Annotated in this window: 19 protein-coding genes; 10 read left to right on the forward strand and 9 right to left on the reverse strand. The window is 44.5% G+C overall.

The window, feature by feature from the left end:
- Positions 1 to 104: 104 nt before the first annotated feature.
- On the reverse strand, positions 105 to 2,474 hold the full coding sequence (locus tag IEX62_RS07415; RefSeq protein WP_188774795.1) for an AraC family transcriptional regulator: 2,370 nt from the start codon (positions 2,472 to 2,474) through the stop codon (positions 105 to 107).
- Between the two features lie 777 nt (positions 2,475 to 3,251).
- On the opposite strand from IEX62_RS07415, the gene rsgA reads away from it, so the two are divergent.
- The 3 genes from rsgA (at position 3,252) to IEX62_RS07430 (ending at position 6,825) form a co-directional block, all read left to right on the forward strand.
- Positions 3,252 to 4,334: a ribosome small subunit-dependent GTPase A gene (rsgA, locus tag IEX62_RS07420; RefSeq protein ID WP_188774796.1), complete on the forward strand. Its 1,083-nt coding sequence runs from the start codon at positions 3,252 to 3,254 to the stop codon at positions 4,332 to 4,334.
- A 396-nt stretch (positions 4,335 to 4,730) separates the two neighbouring features.
- Entirely contained in the window at positions 4,731 to 5,204 is a 474-nt protein-coding gene (locus tag IEX62_RS07425) for a MarR family transcriptional regulator (protein ID WP_188775055.1), read from the forward strand.
- Between the two features lie 385 nt (positions 5,205 to 5,589).
- On the forward strand, positions 5,590 to 6,825 hold the full coding sequence (locus IEX62_RS07430; protein ID WP_188774797.1) for an MFS transporter: 1,236 nt from the start codon (positions 5,590 to 5,592) through the stop codon (positions 6,823 to 6,825).
- Between the two features lie 575 nt (positions 6,826 to 7,400).
- On the opposite strand, the gene IEX62_RS07435 is transcribed toward IEX62_RS07430, so the two are convergent.
- Positions 7,401 to 8,423 carry a UDP-N-acetylmuramate dehydrogenase gene (locus tag IEX62_RS07435; RefSeq protein ID WP_188774798.1) on the reverse strand — a complete coding sequence of 341 codons (1,023 nt, stop codon included), beginning with the start codon at positions 8,421 to 8,423 and terminating at the stop codon, positions 7,401 to 7,403.
- Positions 8,424 to 8,460: 37 nt separating this feature from the next.
- Between IEX62_RS07435 and IEX62_RS24090 the strand changes: the two genes are divergently transcribed.
- The 4 genes from IEX62_RS24090 (at position 8,461) to IEX62_RS07455 (ending at position 13,598) form a co-directional block, all read left to right on the forward strand.
- A complete protein-coding gene (locus IEX62_RS24090) occupies positions 8,461 to 8,700 on the forward strand; it encodes a hypothetical protein (RefSeq protein WP_373289109.1) in 240 nt (79 codons plus the stop codon).
- A gap of 262 nt (positions 8,701 to 8,962) precedes the next feature.
- Positions 8,963 to 9,847 carry an oxygen-dependent tRNA uridine(34) hydroxylase TrhO gene (gene trhO / locus IEX62_RS07445; RefSeq protein WP_188774799.1) on the forward strand — a complete coding sequence of 295 codons (885 nt, stop codon included), beginning with the start codon at positions 8,963 to 8,965 and terminating at the stop codon, positions 9,845 to 9,847.
- A gap of 455 nt (positions 9,848 to 10,302) precedes the next feature.
- Positions 10,303 to 11,157 carry an AraC family transcriptional regulator gene (locus IEX62_RS07450; RefSeq protein WP_188774800.1) on the forward strand — a complete coding sequence of 285 codons (855 nt, stop codon included), beginning with the start codon at positions 10,303 to 10,305 and terminating at the stop codon, positions 11,155 to 11,157.
- 317 nt (positions 11,158 to 11,474) lie between these two features.
- Positions 11,475 to 13,598 (forward strand): glycoside hydrolase family 36 protein, encoded by a 2,124-nt coding sequence (locus IEX62_RS07455; protein ID WP_188774801.1) that lies wholly within the window; start codon positions 11,475 to 11,477, stop codon positions 13,596 to 13,598.
- A gap of 135 nt (positions 13,599 to 13,733) precedes the next feature.
- On the opposite strand, the gene arsC is transcribed toward IEX62_RS07455, so the two are convergent.
- Positions 13,734 to 14,153 carry an arsenate reductase (thioredoxin) gene (gene arsC, locus IEX62_RS07460; RefSeq protein WP_188774802.1) on the reverse strand — a complete coding sequence of 140 codons (420 nt, stop codon included), beginning with the start codon at positions 14,151 to 14,153 and terminating at the stop codon, positions 13,734 to 13,736.
- Positions 14,154 to 14,426: 273 nt separating this feature from the next.
- Here arsC and IEX62_RS07465 point away from each other — a divergent pair, with 273 nt between their 5' ends.
- The 3 genes from IEX62_RS07465 (at position 14,427) to IEX62_RS07475 (ending at position 16,283) form a co-directional block, all read left to right on the forward strand.
- Positions 14,427 to 14,879 (forward strand): MarR family winged helix-turn-helix transcriptional regulator, encoded by a 453-nt coding sequence (locus IEX62_RS07465; protein ID WP_188774803.1) that lies wholly within the window; start codon positions 14,427 to 14,429, stop codon positions 14,877 to 14,879.
- Positions 14,880 to 14,950: 71 nt separating this feature from the next.
- A complete protein-coding gene (locus IEX62_RS07470; protein ID WP_188774804.1) occupies positions 14,951 to 15,751 on the forward strand; it encodes an arsenite methyltransferase in 801 nt (266 codons plus the stop codon).
- Between the two features lie 19 nt (positions 15,752 to 15,770).
- Positions 15,771 to 16,283: an arsinothricin resistance N-acetyltransferase ArsN1 family A gene (locus IEX62_RS07475; protein WP_188774805.1), complete on the forward strand. Its 513-nt coding sequence runs from the start codon at positions 15,771 to 15,773 to the stop codon at positions 16,281 to 16,283.
- A gap of 77 nt (positions 16,284 to 16,360) precedes the next feature.
- Here the strand turns inward: IEX62_RS07475 and IEX62_RS07480 are convergent, their stop codons facing one another.
- The 6 genes from IEX62_RS07480 to IEX62_RS07505 all read right to left on the reverse strand — a co-directional run bounded on the left by IEX62_RS07480 (position 16,361) and on the right by IEX62_RS07505 (position 25,507).
- Positions 16,361 to 17,206 carry a carbohydrate ABC transporter permease gene (locus tag IEX62_RS07480; RefSeq protein WP_188774806.1) on the reverse strand — a complete coding sequence of 282 codons (846 nt, stop codon included), beginning with the start codon at positions 17,204 to 17,206 and terminating at the stop codon, positions 16,361 to 16,363.
- Between the two features lie 22 nt (positions 17,207 to 17,228).
- Positions 17,229 to 18,116 (reverse strand): carbohydrate ABC transporter permease, encoded by an 888-nt coding sequence (locus tag IEX62_RS07485; RefSeq protein WP_229685671.1) that lies wholly within the window; start codon positions 18,114 to 18,116, stop codon positions 17,229 to 17,231.
- 278 nt (positions 18,117 to 18,394) lie between these two features.
- Positions 18,395 to 19,696 carry an ABC transporter substrate-binding protein gene (locus tag IEX62_RS07490; protein WP_188774807.1) on the reverse strand — a complete coding sequence of 434 codons (1,302 nt, stop codon included), beginning with the start codon at positions 19,694 to 19,696 and terminating at the stop codon, positions 18,395 to 18,397.
- Positions 19,697 to 19,810: 114 nt separating this feature from the next.
- A complete protein-coding gene (locus IEX62_RS07495) occupies positions 19,811 to 21,460 on the reverse strand; it encodes a response regulator transcription factor (RefSeq protein WP_188774808.1) in 1,650 nt (549 codons plus the stop codon).
- Positions 21,457 to 23,157, reverse strand: coding sequence for a sensor histidine kinase (locus IEX62_RS07500; protein WP_188774809.1), 1,701 nt, complete (start codon positions 23,155 to 23,157; stop codon positions 21,457 to 21,459). Before IEX62_RS07500 ends, IEX62_RS07495 begins: the two co-directional genes overlap by 4 nt.
- Before the next feature lie 151 nt (positions 23,158 to 23,308).
- Complete coding sequence (locus IEX62_RS07505) at positions 23,309 to 25,507, reverse strand: CBM35 domain-containing protein (protein WP_188774810.1); 2,199 nt, start codon at positions 25,505 to 25,507, stop codon at positions 23,309 to 23,311.
- Positions 25,508 to 25,536: the final 29 nt, after the last annotated feature.

Raw genomic sequence — 25,536 nt, forward strand, 5'->3', positions numbered from 1 at the left:
TAAGCGAAAAGCACGTTAACAAAAACCACCTTCGAGACAATCCAGCATATTCACTGCTGACGTTGATCTCTTGAAGGTGGTTTTTGTATTTATTCTGTTCATTGTTATGAGATCGAATCTCGAATCTCCAGTGCTGACTGCTCCTCTTCCCCATGATGAAGCTTGCGGTACTGCCCTGGTGTACAGCCCATTTCCTTTTTAAACTTGCGAATAAAATTAGCTGTATCCAGATAACCGACCCGCACAATAATATCCTTGAGTGGATGATCGGTTTCTGTAATCTGCCGAATCACCTCGTCTCGCCGTAGCTGCCAGATATACTGGGAGAAGGTTACGCCTGTTTTCTCCTTAAATGTACGACTCAAATACGAGCTGGAAATGGAAAATTGCTGTGCCATTCCTTCCAGACTGAGTGCATAATCAGCATACTGCTCCTCTACATACGCGACAATCTGATCCATTAGTGATACCTGCTCGGTCTCCTGCTTATGCTCCGCACATTCGCAAATCCGAATAGCCAGCATTTGCAGCTGTCCTTCCAGCTCTTCTGCCGTCTCGAAGGCAGATACCTGTGGCATATCGCGCAGACTGCCCAGCAAGCCTGCATCAGACGCTGCACGCAGCACCGTATTCAACAGATCGAACAAAATACATCGCATCAGCGGTAAAGGCAGGGACTGCGCATGCACACCTGCGGTAATCGTATGAATCATATGGCTTGCAACCTGAATATTGCCCTGCTTGAGACTCTGAGACAGCTTCAGTAGCGATTCATTGCTAATCCAGAACTGACTGCTGCCTGAGCGCTCCTCTTCCTGATGAGGCTGATTAAAGTACGTTACACTGGACGTCTCTCCGATCACACGATACTCCATCGCCGTAGCGGCTTCAATAAATGATTGGTTGATCATCTCCAGCTGCGCATAGCTTGTGCCTACACCAACAGTAGGTACAGTGCCATAATGCTGGCGTACCAGCTCACGCACTGCCTCTACAATGCTACACATGCTCGTCTCCTGTTCCGGATCCTTTTGAGGTTGCCAGCACACTGCAAGTGCCAGTCGGTTACTCGAGGAATATTCCACCCCATATAGATGCGCACCAAGCTCTGGCAATGCCACCTCGCTTAATACATCGGGTAAGCTAAGATAAGGACTCACGGTCTCATCTAGCAGCTCTACATTGCTGGCAGCTGTCGTATTCGCAGCACGAGTCGCTAAGGCATCGCCAGATACGATCATGACAAAATATTGTAGCCCTTCACCCCGAAGTCCAAGTCCATCGATCAGACGAATAGTTTCTGGATCATCTGGCTGTCCATGCTTCATGAGCATCAATAAACATTGATGCCGTACATAGGGCTGCTGCAAGCCCACCTGATCCCGATAGTGCAGCAATGTTTCTCGAATCCATGCCCATTCATTGTGCATAGACGGATCGGCTACAGGTTGACGTACAGGCGATGAGCCTGCCCCTGTATTACGAGATTGTGCAAATTCAACCAGATCACGCAATGGCCCGTATTGACGACGCGCCAGCATTAGCGCCACTGGAATACCTGCCAGTGCAACAAGTGCAAAGATTAACACAATAAGCGTCTGCACATGGAAAATACGACTGAAAAATTGATCGCTTGGCATCGTCGTCACGTATGTCCAGCCATTTTCCTGCGACTCAACCGCTACAACCGATTGCTGCTTGCCACCAAGCTCCATACTGTGAATGCCTGATTTGAGCTCTGCCAGGGTACCCAGCTCCAGTGGTGTAGCCGGTGCATCATGACTATTTGCCGTTAGCACATGACCATTATTATCGAAAATATAGCTATTGCCTGTAAAGTCACTCAGTACCGAATCCATCATCCCCGTTAATCTGGATTCATTAATCAAATAGACGACAGTTGCATACGGATACGCATCGGTCGGCTTGATCGGCACCATGTGTACCAGCATCGACGACTGACGCGAGTTCACGGTCACCCCATCCGCCGGTCTTGTAAGCGGATACTTAATTTCATTCAGATCACGCTTAATTTGCTGCTGATCCCAGCTATTGAATTTGTATGTTTTACCGAACACAACATTCAGACCACTTAATCCTTCCGACGAATAAATAACCGAATCATTATGAAAATATAATAGCAGATCGTCGATAATCGCACTATTCGCCCGATATTGATCCAAACGGCGGATCGCTTCGCTACTGTAGTATGGATGCTTAACCATGTAACGCGTCAGGCTATTGTCATAGCTCATACGAATCGCAATATCACGTAACTCCGTCATACGTCCATCGATCGTCATACGCACCTGATTGAGCTGGTTTACATTGGATTGCTCAATCTCAGTACGCAGACTTTTTACCGCGCTCTGATAAATAAAGATCGTAATCACGATCAACGGAATAAGAAAAATCAACAAATACGACACCATATAGCTTCGCTGTAATCTTGAGCCCCTACGCTTGAATATCATCCGTTTCCTCCTCACGCATAACGATAATCGCCAGCCAGGTCGTACCTAAAGTCAGATGCCTGTGTCAGATCGCTCATGCCTTTTCAAAAGGACAGCTGAGTGCTAGCAGAACACCTGTATAGAGAGGGTCAGAAGCGGAATAAGCAACTCTGCTTATTATAAAGCGCTACATTCTGCACCACTGCGTACGACAGCCTTTTCTATCGCTGCTTATGAATTATGGAACACGTAACAACGTAATTATAAAGCCGTGCTAATCTTCTTTAACGTCGTTCAATGAATATTAATTTTGCGAAAGCAACAGAGATTCATGCTATTTCACCGAGGAAGAAATAAGATAGATTAACAGTGAAATCGATTTTATTAAAATGGATCACATGACAAGCGATCATGAGGATGTTGATCAAAAATGGTAGTCATCCTGCTGTTATTTTATCCATCATACAACAGATGATTTTACAAAATGAGAACATGATCACATCAATTGTAGCTTATTTTCGCTATCTGAGAAGGGTTAAGTTTGCAGATTCGTTAAATTTGGTACTTTTTGATCACATTTGGCTAACATAGCGTTTACGTTGTTAGGTCAGAGAAATTATTCATGACTTTTTTTCCTGCTTCTGGTATGCTGTACATGAAATCCCGACAAGAAAGGATGATGAATATGAGAATCTATACGTTTTTTCGCAGCCGTCTGACACTCGTGACCATTTCAAAATCGGGAGCAATGAACGGATAAAGATTCATAAGCTCCCGTCATAAAAGGAGCTAACCGAATTGGAACTTAATAAATACGGATATAATGATCATTTTGCAGGGCGCTTCGCTGAACTGGAGCTGCCCTCGCATCTTATTCCTGCACGCGTAACTGCTGTATTCAAGCATGTGTTACGTGTTGTCTCAGCCGATGGAGAAGGACTGGCACGTCCAAAAACGTCCTCCTTCCGTGATGTAGATCGTATGGAGCGACCAGCAATTGGCGACTTTGTCGCACTGGAAAGTCATCCGGGCGATACTTCACTTATTCATGCGGTACTGGAGCGCACCAGCCTGTTTGTACGTGATGATCCAGACCCGAATGCAGGTCAGCAGGTCGTTGCAGCTAACTTTGACTATTGCTTTCTCGTGAGTTCGGCCAACGACGACTTTAATATCAATCGGATTGAACGGTATCTGACCGTCGCCTGGAATAGCGGCGCAATGCCTGTCATTGTGCTGACCAAGGCAGACCTGACCGATCAGCTAGAAGCCTATCGCAGTGAGCTGGAAGCAGCCGGCTTTGGCGTTCCCTTCTTCGCAGTCGATAGCATTAGCGGTAACGGTCTGGCAGAGCTACGAGAGTTGATTCAGCCGGGGCAGACAATTGTATTGCTCGGCTCATCCGGTGTAGGTAAATCATCCCTGGTGAATGCACTTGCTGGTGAAGAGCGTATGCGTACGGGTGGAATCCGTGAGGATGACGCGCGCGGTCGCCATACGACTACGCATCGCGAGCTACATCTGCTGCCTAATGGTGTGATCGTGATCGATACGCCTGGTATGCGTGGGCTTGGTGTAGGTACAGCCTCGGATGGATTGGATGAGACGTTCAGCGATATCGATGAGATTGGCGAGCACTGCCGATTCGCAGACTGTACGCATGAGGATGAACCGGGCTGTGCCGTACAGCAAGCGCTGGAAAATGGTACATTATCACGTAAGCACTACATCAACTGGCAAAAGCTCAAACGCGAGATCGCTTTTAACGAGCGCAAGCAAAATAGCCAACTTCAGCGCCAGGAGAAGCAAAAGTGGAAAACGATCAGTAAAATGAGCAAGCAAAACAGCAAGCAAAACAGCAAGCACAAGCATCGGGCTTAGGTCAAAACGGGAAGCTATATCTTCTAGTAGCAGGTGGATTGTTCGATAGCAGATTGATTGTACAAATGGGACTTTTAGTGTATCGCTAGCGATTAGAGCAGATTACCACCATCGAATAGCTACCTTTAGCTTTTGCTTCATATGTTTTTGACCGCTCTTGTGTGAAGATAGTTTGATCTATTACTTATTACGCTTTATTGTAATTTCATCTGTACATTCTATGCTCCATCTGTTCAGTAGACGATCATTCCGTCTATATGGACAGATGGAGCATTTTTGTATGTCATCCTAAGTTCATGCTGGCTACAGCCTTAGCCGCGAATACGATTGTTGAAACGGACACAAAAGAGTTTTATACTGAAAGCAATCGAACCTGTACGGTAAAGGAGAATGATGATGAACAAACAGGAGCAAGTGATGCTGGAGTTCAGACAATTGTTTACGAAAATGGCGTGGCTGAATCGTATCAAAATGGAGGATCAGCTTCGTGATCATAAGCCATCTGAGGTGCATTGCATCGAATATATTGGTAAACACCCGGATTGTAATGTCACCCGGCTCGCTGAGAACTTTTATATGACCCGTAGTGCGATCAGCAAAATGACTAAAAAGCTGATGGAAAAAGGCTTGATCGAAAGCTACCAGAAGCCGGATAACAAGAAGGAAATTTATTTTAAGCTTACGGAAAAAGGAAAAGATATCGAGCATATTCATGAACGGCTCCATCGGGAATTCCAGGAGCGTGATGCGGCTGTATTTGAGCACATTACGGATGAGCAGTACGATAGCATGCTTGCCTTTATTCATAACTATAGCCAGCATCTGGATCAGTATATCCAGCCTGTGAATCGGGATGAAGCACATGGATAAAGTCGTGCGTTTTTATTCAAATGGTGTATGAATGGAATCGTAGTCTAATAGCCTATTGTATTAAATTTTGATCAAATTGCTTATGAGTTTTGCTTTTGTGTTGCTTTTATTTTACTTTAGCTGTGCTCTGACGCTGCTTCCATATGTATGAGTTCTAATTATATGTGGTTCTAAGATATACATCTCTAGTAACATATACGGCTCCGGTAAAATATACCGCTCCAGTAAAATATACAGTTCCTGTTAAAACCTGCTCTAATCCGAGATCGTTTCGGTAGAGTAGGTTTTTTTGTTGACAAGGAAACAAAATAACCTTATATTATTGTCAACTAGGAAACAAAAAAACTTCATCCAACTCTACCCCATTCTGAAAGGAGAACTACCCTTGACTGTTCATTCTTCCTCTCCGTCTCCATCTCATCTCGGTATTACTCGTAAGGCATTGGTGTTTGGCTTTATCTCTGTGTTTTTATGCGCGATTGGCTTTGGTATCGTTATACCAGTGGTACCTTTTCTTGTGCAGCCCTATGTACAGGATGCTTCGCAACAGGCAGTGATTGTTGCCTGGTTAACGTCGGTATATGCAATCTGTGTCTTTATCGCTTCCCCTGCACTTGGTGCGCTCAGTGATCGATACGGACGACGTCCGGTGCTACTGCTTTGCTTGCTTGGCTCGGTCGCTGGTTATTTGTTATTCGGTATTGGTAGTGCATTGTGGATTTTATTTGTTGGACGGATCATTGAAGGTATTACAGGCGGCACGATTGCCACGCTGTTTGCTTATTTTGCTGATATTACATCTGCGGAGCAGCGTACACGTTACTTTGGCTGGATTGGTGCGGCGGCTGGTGCAGGTACGATCATTGGCCCATCGCTCGGCGGAATACTTGCCGGCATCAGCTATACCGCTCCCCTGTATTTTGGCGCTGCGATTACATTACTTAATATGCTCTATGGCTGGCGCTACATGCCAGAAAGTCTGGCGCCTCAGCTTCGTGTCAAGCATATTCCGCTAAGTCGATTGAATCCATTTCTTCAACTGGCTAACATCTTATCGGTCAAATCATTACAACGATTATTATTCGTTGCCTTTCTGCTATGGTTACCTAATGGCGCAATGCAAGCGGTGCTCGCACAATTTACACTCGATATGTTCCACTGGCAGCCCGTATGGATTGGTCTGGTCTTCTCAATTATCGGTATTCAGGATATTTTGTCCCAGAGCCTCATCATGCCTCGTCTGTTAACAAGGATGAGCAGCGTGTCAATCGCTATTCTGGGTATGGTCGCTGAGCTGTGTGGCTACGGATTGATCGCTGAATCGGTGGCATTTTCTTCCTATGGCTTATTTCTTGCAGGGATGTTTGTATTCGGCTTTGGTGACTCGATTTTCGGCCCCTCGTTTAACGGATTGCTGTCTACGTCTGCCGATGCAAGTCAACAGGGACGCGTACAAGGTGGTAGCCAGTCGATCCAATCTCTCGCACGTGTACTCGGGCCGCTGATTGGAGGACATCTGTATGTCTCGCTCGGTCACGCTGCTCCAGCATGGATGGGTGTGATTCTAATCGGTATTGCTGCTATCGTGCTGTATCGCAAGGTGTATCGAGCTGCTTCGTGATTGAAGCGAACGTACTAAGCTGCGTACTTTGGGGTTGATTTTCAGATGATCTATAGAGATATACCCCTTACATTATGATAAATCTATAACGTATAAGATCACGAAGCTGTTGTTCATCATACGATGAAGCAATAACCTGTAAGATCACAAAGCTGTAGCTCATCATACGGTGAAGCTATAACCTGTAAGATCACAAAGCTGTAGCTCATCATACAGTGAAGCTATAAAAGGCTATACTCCTATATTGTTTTATCCAATAGAAAACCTTCTACTACGCAAAATGTAAATGAAGATTGTGTAGTAGAATCTATTCTAAATACCGAAAACTATACCGAACACTGTATTCGAAGGCTAAGCTTTATCTAAAATCATACCCCATACAAAGTCTCACAATATTCACTCGTACAAAACAGACAGCATAACAAAAACAGGCCCGAATACTCGGACCTGTTTGGCATATCCTGATGATATTAATGATCTGAACGCACGCATATACCAGGCTTTGAAAAGTTTAACAAGTTCCCTGACATAGCACCTATCCATTTGCGATCAAATTGACCAAATTCAAGGATAAATTACAAAATAACAACCTCTGGCTCTGGCACAAAGCCGAAACGTGTGTGTACACCATCCTGCACAAGACGAATCAGATACAGCACGTCCTCCGCTGTTGCACCACCAACATTTTGAATAAAGTTGCCATGATATGGTGAGATACGTGCATTGCCGCGCTGTGTTCCACGCAGCCCCAATTCATCCACTAGCTTACCTGTCGGTTGACCAAATTCATAATTGTTTTTAAATACCGAGCCACAGCAGGCATGGTCAAAATGGTGCTTACCGCCGCGATCCGCGATCACATCATGGAACTCCTGTGGTACGTCATAGCCTTCGGCAGATAGACGACCGATCCAATTCTGGTAATAACGGAAATATTCAGGCAGACTCGACGAAGCTGCACTGGATACCTTCATCTCTTGCATCAGAGCTGCCCAACGCTCTGTCTCAGGCAATGTATATTCACCTATATGCAGGTCTGCTCCTACGATCACCCATGGATTTTGCTGGAAAATGGATTGCTTGTACGCATACTGGCATTCAGCCACACCAATATGCTGCATGCCCTGCTCCGGGCGCGTGACATCGATATAATATACACGATCCAGCAAGCCGCTAATATCATAATTGAAATATTTTGCATTCATATAAATACCTGCCCCCATCGTGCCAGGCAGCAAATACGTGAATTCCATCCCTTTCATCCCGGTCATTACACCAATCAGCGCCAGCCAGGTCATCGGCACACCTGCCGATACGAATAGACGATCTTCGTTAAAGGTCAGCTCTACATGACGCTTGAGCGACAGAAACAGTGTATCGTCCTGCGGCTGATCTGGAAACAGGATGTTCGAGCCCATGCCGAACCATTTTACATCTAATCCCTTATGCTTACTTCCTTCAAGCAGCACAGCAAGCTCTGCTGTTGTTGCTGGAAGACCAAGATGACGTGCTGTACCACCAATCTCATAGGTCGAGTAAGGCGCCAGACTCGCATTCAACTGGCATAATTCATCAAACTGTAGCGTATTCAAATTCATCGTAACCCCTCTGCTCTACCTTGTATTCTCTCATTTTATAAGTGTAAGTTGTTCCCGTACAAGACGGTCATCGCATGCTTGTATGCTTATTGTCGGTGTGCTTGACTGTATGCTCATTCAATTCATCATGTACCCTGATATCATCCTGATGATTCACAATCCGGTTCATGTACACCTCTCACGGACAATAGCCTACACATCTATACATGCATCGCTATATCTGCATCTTTTCCATTATATGATATGCTCCCTTGAAAACCCAAGCATAAAAATATAATATTCTTTTCATATTTCAAAACAGGACGATAATTAAAGCTAATATGCGAGCAATTTGCATCATTTGTCAGTCATCAGCGATCATATATCGAGCATAATAGCGAAATATCCGCAAATAAATTGCATTTTCATGACTTTTTCAGCATATCCGTTGACTAAGCTTGTGAACAGGCGTAAAATTTGAAATTGCGTTCATTGTTTGATGAAATACGGAATTCGATAAATACAGGCTTTTCTACATTATATGATTAAAGGTGATATTAATGTCCACACATCCATACCGGATTTTATTGTTTTATAAATTCGTCGCACTTGAAGATTCAGAGACGCTAACTGCCGAGCATTTGCAATATTGCAAAGACCTGGGCGTTAAAGGTCGCATTCTGATCTCGCCAGAAGGCATCAACGGCACATTGTCAGGCACATGGGAGCAAACCGAGCAGTACATGAATGATCTGCGCGCCGATGCTCGCTTTGCTGATGTCGTGTTCAAGATTGACGAATCGGAAGGTCATGCGTTCAAAAAAATATTCGTTCGTCATAAGCAAGAGCTGGTTACATTCCGCTTAGAGCAGGATGTCGATCCGAATGTGACAACAGGTAAACACCTGTCTCCAAAGGAATTTTATGAGCAATTACAGCAAGAAGATGTGATCGTGATCGACGGTCGCAATGATTATGAATATGATATTGGTCATTTCCGTGGTGCGATTCGTCCAGGCGTGGAATCTTCCCGTGAGTTCCCAGAATGGATTCGTGAGAATCTGAGTCAGTACAAGGATAAAAAGATTCTAACGTACTGCACAGGCGGCGTACGCTGTGAAAAGCTGTCCGGCTTCCTGATGAACGAGGGCTTCAACGATGTGGCTCAGCTGGATGGCGGTATTGTGACGTACAGCAAAGACCCTGAGGTGCAAGGTCGTCTGTTTGATGGTAAATGTTATGTATTCGATGAGCGCATTTCGGTGAAAATCAACCATACTGATGAAGATGTGGTGGTCGGTAAATGCTTCCACTGTGAAGACACAACAGATCATTATGTCAATTGTCCAGTTTGCAACTTGCAGCATATCGTTTGTGATAGCTGCGAAGATGAGCATGAGCATTATTGCTCGGATGCTTGCCGTGAGCAAGCACTTGTTGGTTGATCGGAAAGATATTGTCTCTCATGCTAGTGCTATGAATCGACGTCATATGATGTCGATGATATGTACGATATTGCAATGTAAGTTTTATGAAGACTCTGGCTTATTGCTGATGATGCTTCAAAGGGACTCGGCGAGCTGAAGCTAGATGGAATGTTGAAGAACGAACCTTGATGTAGGAGGTTCGTTCTTTTTTTGTGCTATTTTATTGAAGACATACATTCTAATTCTAGCTATTCCTTGATCCCACTCCAAACAGCTTCAACGCTTCAACATTCTTATCCAATCTGTTACATTGAACGTACAGGATAGACGATATAGCATAGGTCGATTCTCGCACGGCTTGTGATGAGCTACGCTTACGATTTTACATATTACGCAATGAACAGATTCATCTCATTCTTCATCGTCTTCCTCCCCATTCGATCGGCATATTAGATAAAGCGAGGGTATTCGCCATGTTTATGGAAAGTGATGAACGGAAGGAAATCTTTTTTACAGAGCCGCTTTTGAATGAATTATATGTAATGAATGTAGGGTATGAGAAGTGCTTACCTCGTCACAGCTTTGGGCCGCAAATTCGAGAGTATTATGTGTTGCACTATATTTTGAGTGGTAAGGGCACATTTCGATCACGAGCTACAACGTATCATTTAAAAGCAGGGAATTTCTTTCTAATCGAACCTAATGATGTATACGCGGTATATGAAGCAGATGAGCAGGAACCGTGGGAATATGTGTGGATCGGCTTTCAGGGGGAACGCACGGCAGCAATATTGCAGCAGCTTGGTTTTCATGCTCATGTGCAGGTAGGGGAGCTACATAATCGATCTGAGGCAGAAAGTTATATTCACTCACTCATTACAGATCATCTGGAGCAGCGGCATCCGATATTAAGGGTTCAAGGAGACTTTTTTCGGATATTGTCTTATTTTCATATGGATCAAAGTACGCACCAGATGAATTCGAATCCTCGTAGTCCGAAGCACTATGTCGATCTGTTCATTGCTCATGTACGTACTTCCTATGGAAATCCAGAATTAACGGTGAATAGCATTGCCCGACAAATCGGCATCCACCCTACTTATTTAACACAGCTGACAGGTGCTGAGCTACAGCAAACGTCGCTGCAATATTTGACCAGCTATCGTATGCTACGCGGCAAGTTTTTGCTAGAAAATACAGATTATACTGTGGAAAAGGTAGCTCATGCGGTAGGTTACACCAACCCACTATCCTTTGCACGAGCATTTAAACGTTTATTTGGTGTGGCTCCCGGCTTTTATAGCAAGCGGCATCGTCGTTTGGATTAGGTATATGTTCCAATTGCGAATACTGCTGTCTATTCTTGTTACTATAGATCAGAATCGCATAAGCAATAAGCACACCGATGACTCGCAGTATATCGTTTGTGTTTCAGATCGCATCCTCTGTTTTGATCAGAGGGTGCTATTTGTGTTATGTGCTGGTAGTTCAATATATGGGAAATGGTATAGTTTTCATTTGGTATAGCTATAGGAAAGCGATAGCAAAGGAATACAATGAGGGTAGCGCTAGCTGCTCGCTTATACAGAATACAGAGATAGCCAGTGCGCCTTGATTGGATCCAAACAAAGGAGGAAGAAACAAAATGACTCGCCTGTATGAATATCAAATATATGGTGTTAATACTTTATTCGAGCTCGACGATCAGCAACGCATCCGCTTACTACACTTATCCAGCGCTCCCCTGCCTGAAGCTGAAGATATTTCTGAACAGCGCAAGCATGCCAGTGTACTGGTTGAGCTTCAGCTTACCGGATTCAATCAACCCGGTCATAAAGGAACACGATTATCCAACACGATGCCAGGTGCAGCATTGACATTCCAGCATATCGAGCAGCAGGAGGATCGGTTGTCGATCACGCAAACGTATACAAAAGCCTGCTCGCTTACAGTTACGACACATATACAGTTTTTTCCCGGCATACGTATCGTTAACGTATGGAATGAGGTTACGAATACAGGTACAGAGCCATTTGGGATTGAGTATATCTCTTCTCTTCATATTGTAGGGGTAAATAGCACAGGTTCCTCACTTCCTTACACAGCGAATCATCTCTATCTCCCTCACAATTCATGGACAGGAGAAAATCAATGGCAGAAATACAGTCTACCCGAATTAGGCCTGCTCTATGCATTGGACGGTGAGAAATTGCAGGATTCCACCAAGGTTATCTCGGTCTCTAACCATTCCTCCTGGTCTTGCTCACAATTCGCCCCGATCGGTATTCTGGAAAATGACTACACGGGCATGACCAGCTTTTGGCAATTGGAAAGCAATGGCGCATGGCATTGGGAGCTTAGCGATGCTGCTCTTGGCAAAGAGCTCGCGCTACGGCTCAGTGGGCCTACCGAGCTACACAATCACTGGTGGAAAAAACTGCAAGCTGGCGCCTCCTTTAGCACTATTCCGGTAGCGTTCGGTGCTATACCTGGTAGCTGGCAGGAAGCGGTCTGGGAGCTCACTCGCTATCGTCGCGCCATCCGTCGTCCGAATGAAGATAATCGGTATTTGCCGATCATTTTTAATGATTATATGAATTGTCTGTCCGGTGATCCAACCACGGAGAAGGAGCTTCCTCTTATCGATGCAGCTGCTACTGCTGGCTGTGAATATTTTGTGATTGATTGCGGCTGGTATTCCGATGGCTACTGGTGGGACAATGTAGGCGAATGGCAGCCATCCGAGCAGCGTTTTCCAGGCGGATTGATTGAAGTCATCCAGTACATCAAATCCAAAGGCATGATCGCTGGTCTGTGGCTGGAAATTGAAGTGATGGGTATTAACAGCAAGCTGGCAGCGAGCTTACCGGATGATTGGTTTTTTATGCGTCATGGTAAACGCATAATCGATCATAGTCGCTATCATCTTGATTTCCGGAATCCGCAGGTACGTGACTATGCAACATCTGTTATTCATCGCCTTGTGCAGGAATATGGTATCGGTTATATCAAAATGGACTACAATATCACCACTGGCATTGGCACGGATCAGTATAGTGACAGCATGGGCGACGGCTTGCTAGAGCATAATCGAGCATATCTACAATGGCTGGATGATATTTTTGCAGCTTATCCAGAACTCGTTATCGAAAATTGCGGTAGCGGCGGTATGCGCCATGATTACCAGATGCTCGCCAGACATAGCATTCAGTCCATTACCGATCAGACCGAATATGTACGCAATGGCGCTATTGCCGCTGCCTGTGCCGCCAATGTCACACCAGAGCAAGCGGCTATCTGGTCGTATCCACTACGTGAAGGTGATCGTGAGGAAGTGATTTTCAATATGGTGAACACGATGCTGCTGCGCATCCACCAGAGCGGACATCTGAGCGAGCTGACGGAAGACCGTCTGCTGCTCGTCAAACAGGCGATTGACGTATACAAGGATATTCGTTCCTATATTCCAATGGGACGCCCTGTATGGCTGACCGGTATTCCACTTATCGATGACGAATGGTTCAGCTTCGGCATCGAAACAGCTGACCGTCTGTATCTTGCTGTCTGGCGTACACATAGCTTGAATGATCATTTTAGCGCAAGCTGCTCTGCCCAATCGATCCAAAGCGTTGCCCAGCTCTATCCGAATCCAGCAGAAGATGAAAATACATCGTATCACGTACACGGCAATACGATCCATTTCAACTTTAAGCAAAATAAAATGGCTCGATTGTATGAGATAGATACAAGTTATAATGAAGCAAGATGAATACATGCTTCATAACTATATTATGAAGAAAACACATGTTAGTACCTTTACAACCAACTTTAATCTCGTTTACATCGTCTATATTATATTTCTAACTAAAAGAAAATGGAGCAGAAGGTATCTGCTCCATTTTCTTTATTTTCCCGTTTCGGCAAAATACTTAATTCGCTCTTCAATCTCATCACGTACACGCTGGAAAAAAGCCCATTTTTCTTCTTCTGTACCTTGTGCTTTGGCTGGATCTTCAAACCCCCAGTGTTCACGACGGACATGAGGTGGTGTCATTGGACATTTGTCTGCGGCATCTCCACATAATGTAACGACAAAATCTGCATTGTTCAAAATCTGAGGATCAATAATATCAGAAGTTTGCTTCGAAATGTCGATTCCGACTTCCTTCATAGCTTTTACAGCATTGGGATTTAATCCGTGTGCTTCAATTCCTGCACTATATACATTCCATTCTTCACCCAAGTATTTCTTTCCCCAGCCTTCAGCTATCTGGCTTCGACAGGAATTGCCCGTACATAGAAAATAGAGCGTTTTTTTAGACATTTATATTCTCTCCTTTGAGGATCAGCATTTAAGCGTATCATTATGTAAAATGCAATGATCCTTTAATAGTACTAACATTGTTAGATGAGTCTTATTCCCTAATAATTTAAGATAGTGAGCTACTTCATAAAGTTGATCCATAATAAACTTCGTCTCTATATAACTGTACGCTTATATGCTAGCGAATATTTGTGCAATAATCAAGTAATTTATCCATAAAAAAACTTGCAATATGCAAATTAATCATTTATAAAAGAGTAGAGGTGATCGGTAATGCAAAACAAAAGAGAATTATTCCAAGTCATGACACGGCGTTTTGGTTTATTAAATAAAAATTGTTGTAGTATCGGTGGTCATGATATATCTGTGGCACAAAGTCATATCTTATACGAGATTGATCAGCGTGATCATCCTTCCATGCAACAAATTGCAGATATATTAGGAACTGATATTACGACATTCAGTCGACAAGCACAAAATTTGATTAAAATGGGGCTTTTGACGAAGCAAGCTGATCCAAATGATCGTCGAGTTTCTCTGCTTATTTTGACATCTGATGGACAATATATAGCAAACACGATCAATCAACAAATGAATAGCTATCTAGACGAGGTCTTTTCTTATTTAACACCGTTTGAGCAACAAACGATTATTCATTCTATCCAGTTACTTAATGAAGCTATGGCAAAATCTGATCGTTGCTGTTCACCTATCCGAGAAGAATGAACTAATTTACTTGCAAATAACAAATACTATAAAAGCATATTTATATTATCTATTTCAAGGAGTGGAGAACATTGAATACACCAACCTATGATCAAATTCGTCGAAATGTTCGAGAACATTATGAAGGAGTTGTTACTCAGAGTCAGTTAACTAGCTCTTGCTGTCAAACCAAAGTATCCTATGACCCAGTTAAGGATGTGGCTCACGTTTCAGCGCAACTTGGATATTCTAAAGATGAACTTCAATCTGTACCTTCAGGAGCGAATCTAGGACTTGGATGTGGCAATCCCCAAGCTATTGCTAGCTTACAGCCTGGTGAAAATGTACTTGATTTAGGGAGCGGTGCTGGTTTTGATTGCTTTCTTGCTGCACGACAAGTTGGCGAAAATGGAAGAGTTATTGGTGTAGATATGACACCGGCTATGGTAAGTGCAGCTCGTACACATGCCGAAAATTCTGGAAATACAATCGTTGATTTTCGGTTAGGTGAGATCGAACATTTGCCTGTTGCTGATGAAACCATTGATGTAATTATTTCGAATTGCGTGATTAACCTTTCTCCAGACAAAAAGCAAGTCTTTCAGGAAGCATATCGTGTATTACGTTCTGGTGGACGATTAGCCATTTCTGATATTGTAACGACAGCTGAATTGCCGTTTGCTATCAAAAATGATACTCAAGATTTGTACAGTGGATGTATTTCAGGGGCGTCATCTATAGAAGAACTTACAACTATGATGAAACAGAGTGGGTTTACGAATATCCTTATTCAACCAAAAGAAGACTCAAAGGAATTTTTAAAAGAATGGCTCCCTAACACACCAATAGAAGATTATATCGTATCTGCTGTAATACAGGCTGTTAAGGCATAATGAAGGGTGGTTTATCAAGATGACACATATTGATCACACGATAAATTTAGATATTCGAGCCGTACAAAGAGAAGACCTTCCTGCGATATTGACTATTTATAACCAAGGAATAGAAGATCGTATTGCTACGCTAGAATCGGAAACGAAAGATCAATCTTATATAGAAGCATGGTTTGAAGAGCACCAGGATAGATATACTGCATTAATCGCACAGCGTCATGGAACGACAGTAGGCTGGGCTGCTATAAATCGATATTCGCACCGATGCGCTTATGATGCAGTAGCGGATTTATCTATTTATGTTACACGTGATGCTAGAGGAACAGGAGTTGGTAGTCAACTCCTTGCCTCATTAGAACAAGTAGCTCAAGAAAATAAATTTCGCAAAATTATATTATTCACCTTTCCTTTTAATTATGCCGGGCAAGGCTTATATCGAAAGCAAGGATATCGTGTAGTAGGTACCTTTGAGAAGCAAGGCGTTTTAGATGGGAAATTAATTGATGTAATGATCATGGAAAAAGTTCTCTGAACTAAAATTTATTTTATATATGTATCAGAGATGAGCACATCCCCCAGTTTGTGCTCATCTTTCTGTTGTACTTTCTCCTATCCCTTGACCGATCCCGCCGTCATTCCTTCTACAAGGAATCGTTGCATGAATACAAACATTAGCACGACTGGCAATACACTGAGCACCGATGACGCCATCAGGCTACCCCAGTCCGTCTGAAACAATCCTTTGAACAGATAGATTCCCGGCGTTAATGTCCGATGCTCATCATCATTAATAAATACAAATCCAAACATAAATTCATTCCACGAATTCAAAAAGGCAAACATTCCTGCTGCAATCATACTCGGTAGCGACACAGGCAACAGAATGCGAAAGATCAAGGATACACGCGAGCATCCATCGATCTCTGCCGCCTCCTCCATATCCATCGGTATCGAATCGAAAAAGCCTTTCATCATAAATGTACATAGCGGCACTGTGAATGTCGTGTACGCCAATATAAGCGAAGTGTACGTATTAATAAGTCCGAGATCCTTCATCGTTAAGTACAGTGGAATCAGTAATAATACGCCCGGAATCATCTGTGATAGTAGCATCGCTACACTGAATAATTTCACTCCGCGGAAGCGAATGAAACGGCTGAGCGCATAACCAGCAAAAATCGAGATCATTAAGGATAATGCGGTCACAACGACCGAGACGAATATACTATTACGAAAATAGGTCAAAAACTTCGACTGCGTAATCACATTGATAAAATGCTCCATCGTCGGATGTGCCACAATAAAGCTAGGCGTGATCGTGCGAATCTGATCGGTTGGCTTCAGCGCGGTAACTACCATCCACAGAAAAGGGAACAAACAATAGAATGAAAAGCCGAGTAAAACGACGTACGTTAAGATTTGAAAAAACAGCTGTTTTTGCTTGCTCATCAGCATGGCGCGCTCTCCTTTCTCTCTATTAGCGATTCATTTTACGAACAGACATAAAGTAATACAGCAAGAACGCTGTCATCATAAACCCGAGCATCATTGATGCTAACGCAGACGCATAGCCAAAGTTATACGTTTGCATCGCATACCGGAAAATTTGGATCGGTAGTGTTTCGGTGGCGTACAGTGGGCCGCCCTCGGTCATCACCCATATAAAGTCAAAGTTGATCGCTGTCCAGATCAGGTGAATGAAGATGATCGTTAGCGATATACTTTTCAATTGCGGCAATACGACCTGGAAGAAGCGCACGCGTACACCCGCTCCATCAATTGCAGCCGCTTCCAGTATATCCTTGGATACCGATTGTAAGCCTGCCAGTAAGCTGATCGTATAGAACGGGAAGCTGCGCCAGATGTTCACGAAAATGACAGTATACAATGCGGTATTCATCTCGCCCAACCAGTTGTACGGCTGTGCAATGATGCCCATTTTTACAAGCCAGTAATTGATAATGCCATAGTTCGGGTCAAGCATCCATGTCCATGTCATACCTGCGATCACGATCGGTACGACCCACGGAATAATAATAATGCCGCGGAACAATGCCCGACAGCGAATATTCTGATTAAGGGCTAACGCTGTCATTAATCCAAATACATATTCACCAGCAACAGATAGGAGCGTCCATACGAATGTATGCCGCAGCGCCGCCTGAAAGTTCTCATTTTGCAGGACGGCTACATAGTTGGATAATCCTGCAAAGCCGGATAATGCTTTATTCAGCATATTGATGAGCTGAAAGCTGTCCCACACCACGGTAATGAGTGGGTACGCATTAAGTAATATAAAAAACAATAGCGCTGGAATAACGAAATAATAAGCGACCATTCGAATTCGTTTCTCACGTAGAGTCACACCACTCACCACTTTTTCTGAGTAATGAAAGCAAGCGGAGCCAAATGTCCTTTAGCGAAAACAAGTATCCTCTAGCTCCGCCTGCTTTATTAGCTCTATTCTATTTCTGTTTCTTCGTCCTTCATAAAGCTACACTGCTATCGTCTTTCTCGTTCATTGTTAAGCTTTGTTGATTTGTGCTGAAGCTATTTATGACCATATCGCTAATGAAGCTATCTGTTGCACTATTCTATGGGTACATGGTTTAGCTACTTTTACAGCTATCATTTAGCCATTGTTTAGCTACCGCTTAATTGCCCGCTTGCCTTCAAGCTATCGTTAATCGCCTGACCGAGCCATGCTGCTACTGCCTCTGGTGAATCGTTTTGTAGCATCAGACGTGCCAGTGAATCCTGCATCGCCTGTGTTATGCCTCCAAGGGAGATCGGTGGGAAGTTCACACCTTGAGAAGTCAGCTCCATGAACTGCTTGCCCCATGCGCCTGTAATAGCATCACTACGTGGCGCAGACGATGGATTAACTTTGGATTGATATTCCTTACTCATCAGGAAGGAAGCGAATTCCCATGTTTTATCCAGATGATCGGATTTGTACAGATACAGTGGCGCAATTTCCAGGAATGTAGCAGGCTTGCTGCCATATGGTGGTGGTGCGATTTTGACATCCTTCATGCCTTCTGGATTCTCATTCGTACGACCCTCAATCCATGAACCGTTCACAACCATTGCATACTGAGCGAGCACGAAGTTCTGATCCTCTTCTTCCCAGCCCCATGTCTTTCCATTCGGATCAATCGTATTGCTGCTGAGCAGGTCTTTATAAAATTGGAATACCTGCGTCGCTTTTTTCATTTGATCCGAGTCTTCCTGCCAGGTGTTTTTGTACTTGCCGCCACCCTCATCCTTCACAAGCTGCACATCGTTTTGCGCCAGATACGTCATCAGCTCCTGCGAGGAGCGTACGCCGCTCGCTGAAATGCCGAAGGCGTATTTACCTGTTTTCTGCTTGATTACCGGGCCCATTTTTAATAGTTCATCCCATGTTTTGGGTGGTGCATTATAGCCAGCTTGCTTGAGCAGATTGTCATGGTAGAGTAATGCACGGATACCGATGTAATTAGGAAGCGCTTTCACTTTTCCATCAATGGTAAGCCCTTGCATGATGTTTGGGTACAGCTTATCTTTATCTGTCCATTTGTCTACATAAGGGGTCAGGTCTGCCAGTGCATCCATCTGATTCAGCTCACCGAACCATTCGCCCAGCCCCCATGTCATATCCGGTGCATCGCCTGCCGTTACAGCGGCAATCAGCTTCTGATGCATGACATCATAGGAGATGACCTGCATATTCACCTGCACGTCTTTATGTTCATTGTTGAACTGTGTAATCTGTTGCTGAATTTCTTTGCCCTGATCCGTGCTTGGATCAAGTGCCGCCCAGAAGTTCAGTGTTGTTACTGCACTCTCATTGCTACTGCTGCTTGCTCCGTTCGATGAACTGCTTCCGCTACTACAGCCCGCTAGCAGGCTGAGTACGACTCCAGCAACAATGGTTAGCTTCCACGCTTTGGTTAGTTTCATTGTTTTCGTCCTTTCTCTGATTGCCGTCATCATGATCGGGCTTATTAGCCTAGTTCTATTGTATGCAGGACAGGCTTCAATGCCGATAAGGTGAAATTCAGATTATAGTTGAAATTATTCAACACTTCTGAAATTATTCAACACTTCGCCATCCTTGCCCCCAAGCTGCTCCTGCTTGAATTGACTTGGCTGTATGCCGGTTGCCCTTTTGAACACCTGACTAAAATAGCGTGCATCCGCATATCCAACCCGGGCGGCCACCTCGTATGTTTTCAGATCGGTATTGAGCAGTAGCTTTTTCGCCTGCTCCATCCGAATGCGTGTTAAAAACTCCAGAAAGCTTTCCTCGTTTTCCTCCTTGAACAGGGTACAGAAATAATTTTTATTAATGAAAAAGCGACGTGAAATCTCCTCTAGTGTCACTGTGCAATAATGCTCGCTGGCATAGCGTTTAATCTGTGAAATTAACTGACGCGCCGTTTTCGATTTAGTTTGCTCGGACGATTGGTTCATATGATACGTGATCAGCTCATATAGACGATGCTTCATCTGTTCCAGATCAAGCTCCTGCATACTGGAACGAATCTGTGCGAGTAGCATGAGTGTATGCTCATCCTTTTGCTCGGATTCCAGGCGCTGGAGTAATCGCGTAATATTCGTCTGTAGTTCATTGATCGTCATCTGCTCCAGCTGGCTATTTTCTAATAGCTGGTCCAGCTTATCGATTAATGACATCTGGCTATGCAGCGCTCCGGTAGTGAGCATCATATGCAGCCATTCGTGTACTTCTTCCCATGCCGCCGCATGAGGATATACGGCTGCTGGCCCTGCCAGCTCATCATAAAAGGCAATCGTATCCCGATCCCCTAGACGTAGTTGCTTCACTGCATGTCTTGCCTCCTGATACGCGCTTTCCATCGCAATAATACGCTTTTTCCGCGCGCTGATCCCCAGCTTCACGCTTACGCGCAAATACGAGGATAACGCTACCTGTATCTTTTTCAGCATATGCTGTAGGGTCAGGCGATCCTTCTCCGCAGGCTGAAAAAATAGAAATTCATGATACCCATTCAGATTGCGGAAAATATCTGTCTGCTCATCATAGACAGCCATACTTTCTCTTACGATATTGCGCACGGCAAAATAAAACGAGCCCTTATCACTTTGATAGCGACTGACAATGCTAGAATTCACATCCAGCAGCTTGATCATCACGATATGATAAGCTTCCTCGGGTACTGTAATTTTCAGCTGTTCCGCTTCAACGATAATCTCATTTTCATTCCGTGTGTGCGTATTCAGTAGATGGCTGATCCATTCATCCTGCATCAGCTGTAAGCCCTGATATAACGCGACCTGCTGCTCACGATGCTGATATCGGGATTGCGATTCCTGTAGCAATTCTACCTCCAGCCGACTGAGCAGATGCAGGAGCTCTGCCTCATTGACTGGCTTGAGCAAATAATCGGTCACCTGTAGTAAAAAGGCAGCCCGTGAGTATTCATAATCGCCATAGCCACTCAGCACCACAACCTTCGCATGACTCGGCGATTGCTTGAGCCACGTCAAAAACTGCAATCCATCCATATGCGGCATCCGAATATCGGTTAAAATCACATCCGGTTGCTGCTGCTCCACGATCTGACAGGCTTCCTCGCCATTGTAGGCGTGACCGACAATCTCCCATCCATATTGCGCCCAATCAAGGCATTGCTCCAGCTGTCTGTGTATGGTCACTTCATCATCAACAATTAATACCTTCATGCCTGATCAACCTCCTTCAATGGTAGTCTGAATGTGAGTAGTGTACCTGTATTCGGCTTACTGCTAATCTCAATTCCATAGCTAGTCCCACAGATTAGCTTGATTCTCGTCTGAATATTAAGCAGCCCGATCGAAGCACCTGTCGCCTGTGAGAAAATCTCATCGTGATTGAGCGAATGCCGTAGCTTCTGTAGCGCATCCTCATCAATACCTACGCCATTATCAAGCACATGGAAAGTGAGGGTGCGCTGCTCCCAATCGGCTGAGGCGCTAATTCGCATCAGTTTTTTCCCGTGTAGTAATGGTAGTAGTCCATGCTCGACTGCGTTCTCAACGACAGGTTGCAGGATGAGCTTGGGAATCCACAGATTACGAATCGACGGCTCCAGATGAATCGAGATTTTGATACCATCTGGCAGACGCTTGTTGATGATTAGCATATAATTGCGCACATGGGAGATTTCATCCTTGACCTGCACCCATTCGCGATTGATATCGATATTGTAACGATACATATTGCTTAACGACTGGCATATAAAACGCATTTCCGGCACCTGATTCACCATCGCAATATTCGAGATCAATTGTAAGGTATTGAATAGAAAATGAGGTGAGATCTGCGATTGTAGTGCCTTGATCTGAGACTCTTGATTTTTGAGCTGTAGCTTTAATTCATGATCGACATGCTGCTCAATACGATGAGCCATTTCGTTGAATTGCTTACCGAGAAAAGCGATCTCGTCCGTTGTGGACAGACGTACCCGCACATTGTATTTGCCACGCCGAATATCATTCATTTTGCTGCATAGCTCGATAATCGGTCGGGTAAGATTATGACTCAACCAGGTCGCTAAAATAATGCTTAGCAGCACCGAGAAGGCGATAATCCCAATCGCAAAGCTACGGAAAAATAGCAAATGCGGGGCAATATTGAATTCATAGCGCAGCTGATTGCCACCCGTTGGCAGATCAATCTGAATCGTTTCGGAATAGTCAGCGGAGGGCTTGGTTTGTGCCGTACGATAGATCAGCTCATGCTGAGGGCTCCAGATTGTAATTTGCCCATTTTCAAAAATATTGTAACGCTCCACTAGCTCAGCAAATGGCTTTTCATCCATATCAATGACGAGTACCGCGAATGGGCGACCGATCATTTTAATCGGATATAAATAACGCAAAATGGGCTGTCCGTAGATGCTGTCCTGATGAATCGTAAAGGTAGGCTTTTGATAAGGTGCCTGTAAGGGAGCGATTGTCTCCTTGTTATATTGCTGATTCAGCCGTAAGTAGTAGTAAGGGAAAAAGTCAGCATACACATGACCATCAAAATCGAGAATGTACATGCCCTTAATGTCCTTTTCCTCCAGACGACTATACGTATTCAAATAAAACTCCTTCAACTGAAAGGTCACATCATAATTCGGCGTCTCACCGGGATGCTCCTGTACGCTCTTATACAGCTTATGCACCATCGTATAATTGGTATAAATTTGATACGATGTTTCCTGCATCTCATTCATATATTGCTGGATTTGTAGCTGTAAATCCTCCGAGATTCGGGTTTGTGCAAACAGACGATTTTGTTCGATATTTTGAGATACCTGCCATAAAATGACGATCGATGTGAGTAATAATGGACAGATCGTCGTGAGTAGCATAGCCAGTGCGATTTTTGTGCGTATCCTTCTCGTCTTCATTTCGCTTCACCCGCTCGTTCGAATTGTACAGCCAGAATGTATAATGTATTCCTACGGGAAATGGATGCACCCGTATACGCTGTGCATCCATCCCTGTACTATTCAATTTGCTCGCTTTATAGCTTTATATCGGTGCAAAGCAAGCTGTAATTTATTGATTTTCAGATGGATACGTATCGCCAGTCACACTGCTAGCGACTGGTGCAGGTGTTACAAATGGGGCAGCGATCTGAATCAGATCGATATTAGGTACATAGCCATCGGCATTGCCAAACTTGATCGTATTGGCGCCAGCCTTTAGCTGTACATCGAATGTCGTCGTCTGGAAGCTACTCCAGCTACGTGTATTGTGGAAATAACGCGACTGCGTTTGATCACCATTAACTGTAATGTTCGCAAGACGATCCACCACATTCGTATTGTACTGGTGATTACCTTCCACCTCAGCATTCGCAAAGGTTACCACCATACGATACGTACCTGCTGTCGGTACATTGATATTATTGAATTGAAGCGTATTATTGGTACCGCTACCAATCCAGCCTACATATTGTCCACCGGATGCACTGGACGAGCTTTCCACTTTTGCCGTACCGGATAAGGTATTATCACTTGCTTCAGCTTGATAGGAGCTCACATCGCCTGTGCCCTGGGACACATTTAGATAATCCAGCACGGTGGAGCCTGAATTGCCACTTGCATGGCTATAGCCAATACGGTTAATTCCTGCCTGCAAGTACACAGTCAGACTTTCCGTGTTCCATGTCGCTGTAGGCAGTAGCGATACGGTCGTTAAGTCTTCTCCATTTACCGTAATATCCGCCTGATTACTGCCTGTTGCAGCATAACGAAGATCCAGATTGTAATAGCCATCCGTAGGCACCTGAACAACATATTGCGTCGAAGCTTGCTGTGATCCTGGAAGTGTTACATAACCTGTACCGGAATAACCCGTGCGATTACCATAATCTACGGTTGCTGCACCATCTACTTTAGCATATTCCGCTTCGTAGCGACCCGCATTGTTCACGGTTGACTGGCTTGTATCCGGTGTAATGATAAGCTGATAAGCAGACTTTGCCTTCAAGTTACTCAGCGGTACATTAATCTGCCCATTAGAGATATTATAGTCGCCTTCCTGCACGACATAAGGGCCACTCGAAGGTGAGGTTCCTGTGCTGTCCACACCCCATACCGTTGCGTGTACACGCTGACCGTACGTATTGGCGGACAGACCCTTTACAGCAATATTGGTGCTGTACGTATCGTCAGGATAGGAGCCACCGAACAGCACGCGTACTTGCTTTTTCGCGTCATCGACTGTAGCCAGACCCTGGAACGAGCCTGTTGTTGCTGTTGGTGTGGTCGCTACGGTATGTCCGGTCATTTCGCCATACCATTTGTACAGCCACCAGCCGCCGGTCGGCTTGTTATTTTGCGTGACCAGATCATTCAATGTGCCTGCGGCTGACCAGTACGCGAGCATACCGTTGACCTTGCTATTTTCCAGACGGGTTACCCACTGAACAAGCTCACCTGGTATTCCCAGATCAGATGGGCGTGCATATTCATTGATCGCAATCGGAAGCTTGCTAATACCCAGCTTCTGCTCTACGCCTCTATAATGATTGTAGTGATTGTACCAGTCAGTGAAGAAATCATTGTTCAGCTCATGCCAGATGATCTCGTCTGGTACTACATTGTTCTGCTGGGCAAAGTTCATGAAGTCTTCCATAAACTTAGCGTTATAGACAGACGTTGTCGGGCCACCAATGCGAGCATTAGGATCAAGAGATCTGATGCGCTGGTAAGCAGTTTTCCAGTCAGCGAAAAATTTCTTTTGTGCATCACTTCCTGTTTGGAATAAACCCTGGTACCAGATGCCGTCAGGCTCATTGAAAGGAACATATACAAATTTGGAATGGTTCGGATCAGCAACTACTTTAGGTACCATCGTATCAATTTTGGATAAGTAATCGTCCATTCCCAGATTTTCATAAGGCCAGTTTTTATAAATATCCTGCATATAGATCTGAATTTCCTTACCGCCAGCTTCAACAAATTCTGGAGCAACTTTTAACGCGTCTCCATTGGGATGCTGTAAACCATCGGGAGCCTTTTGCGCGATCGCCTGCGGGCTTAGCGGTGCCAGCATATTGAGATTGGGCACGCCAGGGCTACCGATCCCGTACAGAAAACCAGAAGCGCCGTGCTTAATATCCCCCGTGTTTTGCGAAACGTCGACTGTAAGCTGCTCCGCTGCTGCCTGAGCTGGTGTGATCGGTCCGAGTATAGAGGCAACCAGACCAACCGTAAGTAAACCGATACCCCATGTTTTTCTTTTTCCCATGTGTAAGCTCCTTTAACATAGAATGGTGA

The organism is Paenibacillus hunanensis, from assembly GCF_014645615.1.
Taxonomy (GTDB): domain Bacteria; phylum Bacillota; class Bacilli; order Paenibacillales; family Paenibacillaceae; genus Saccharibacillus; species Saccharibacillus hunanensis.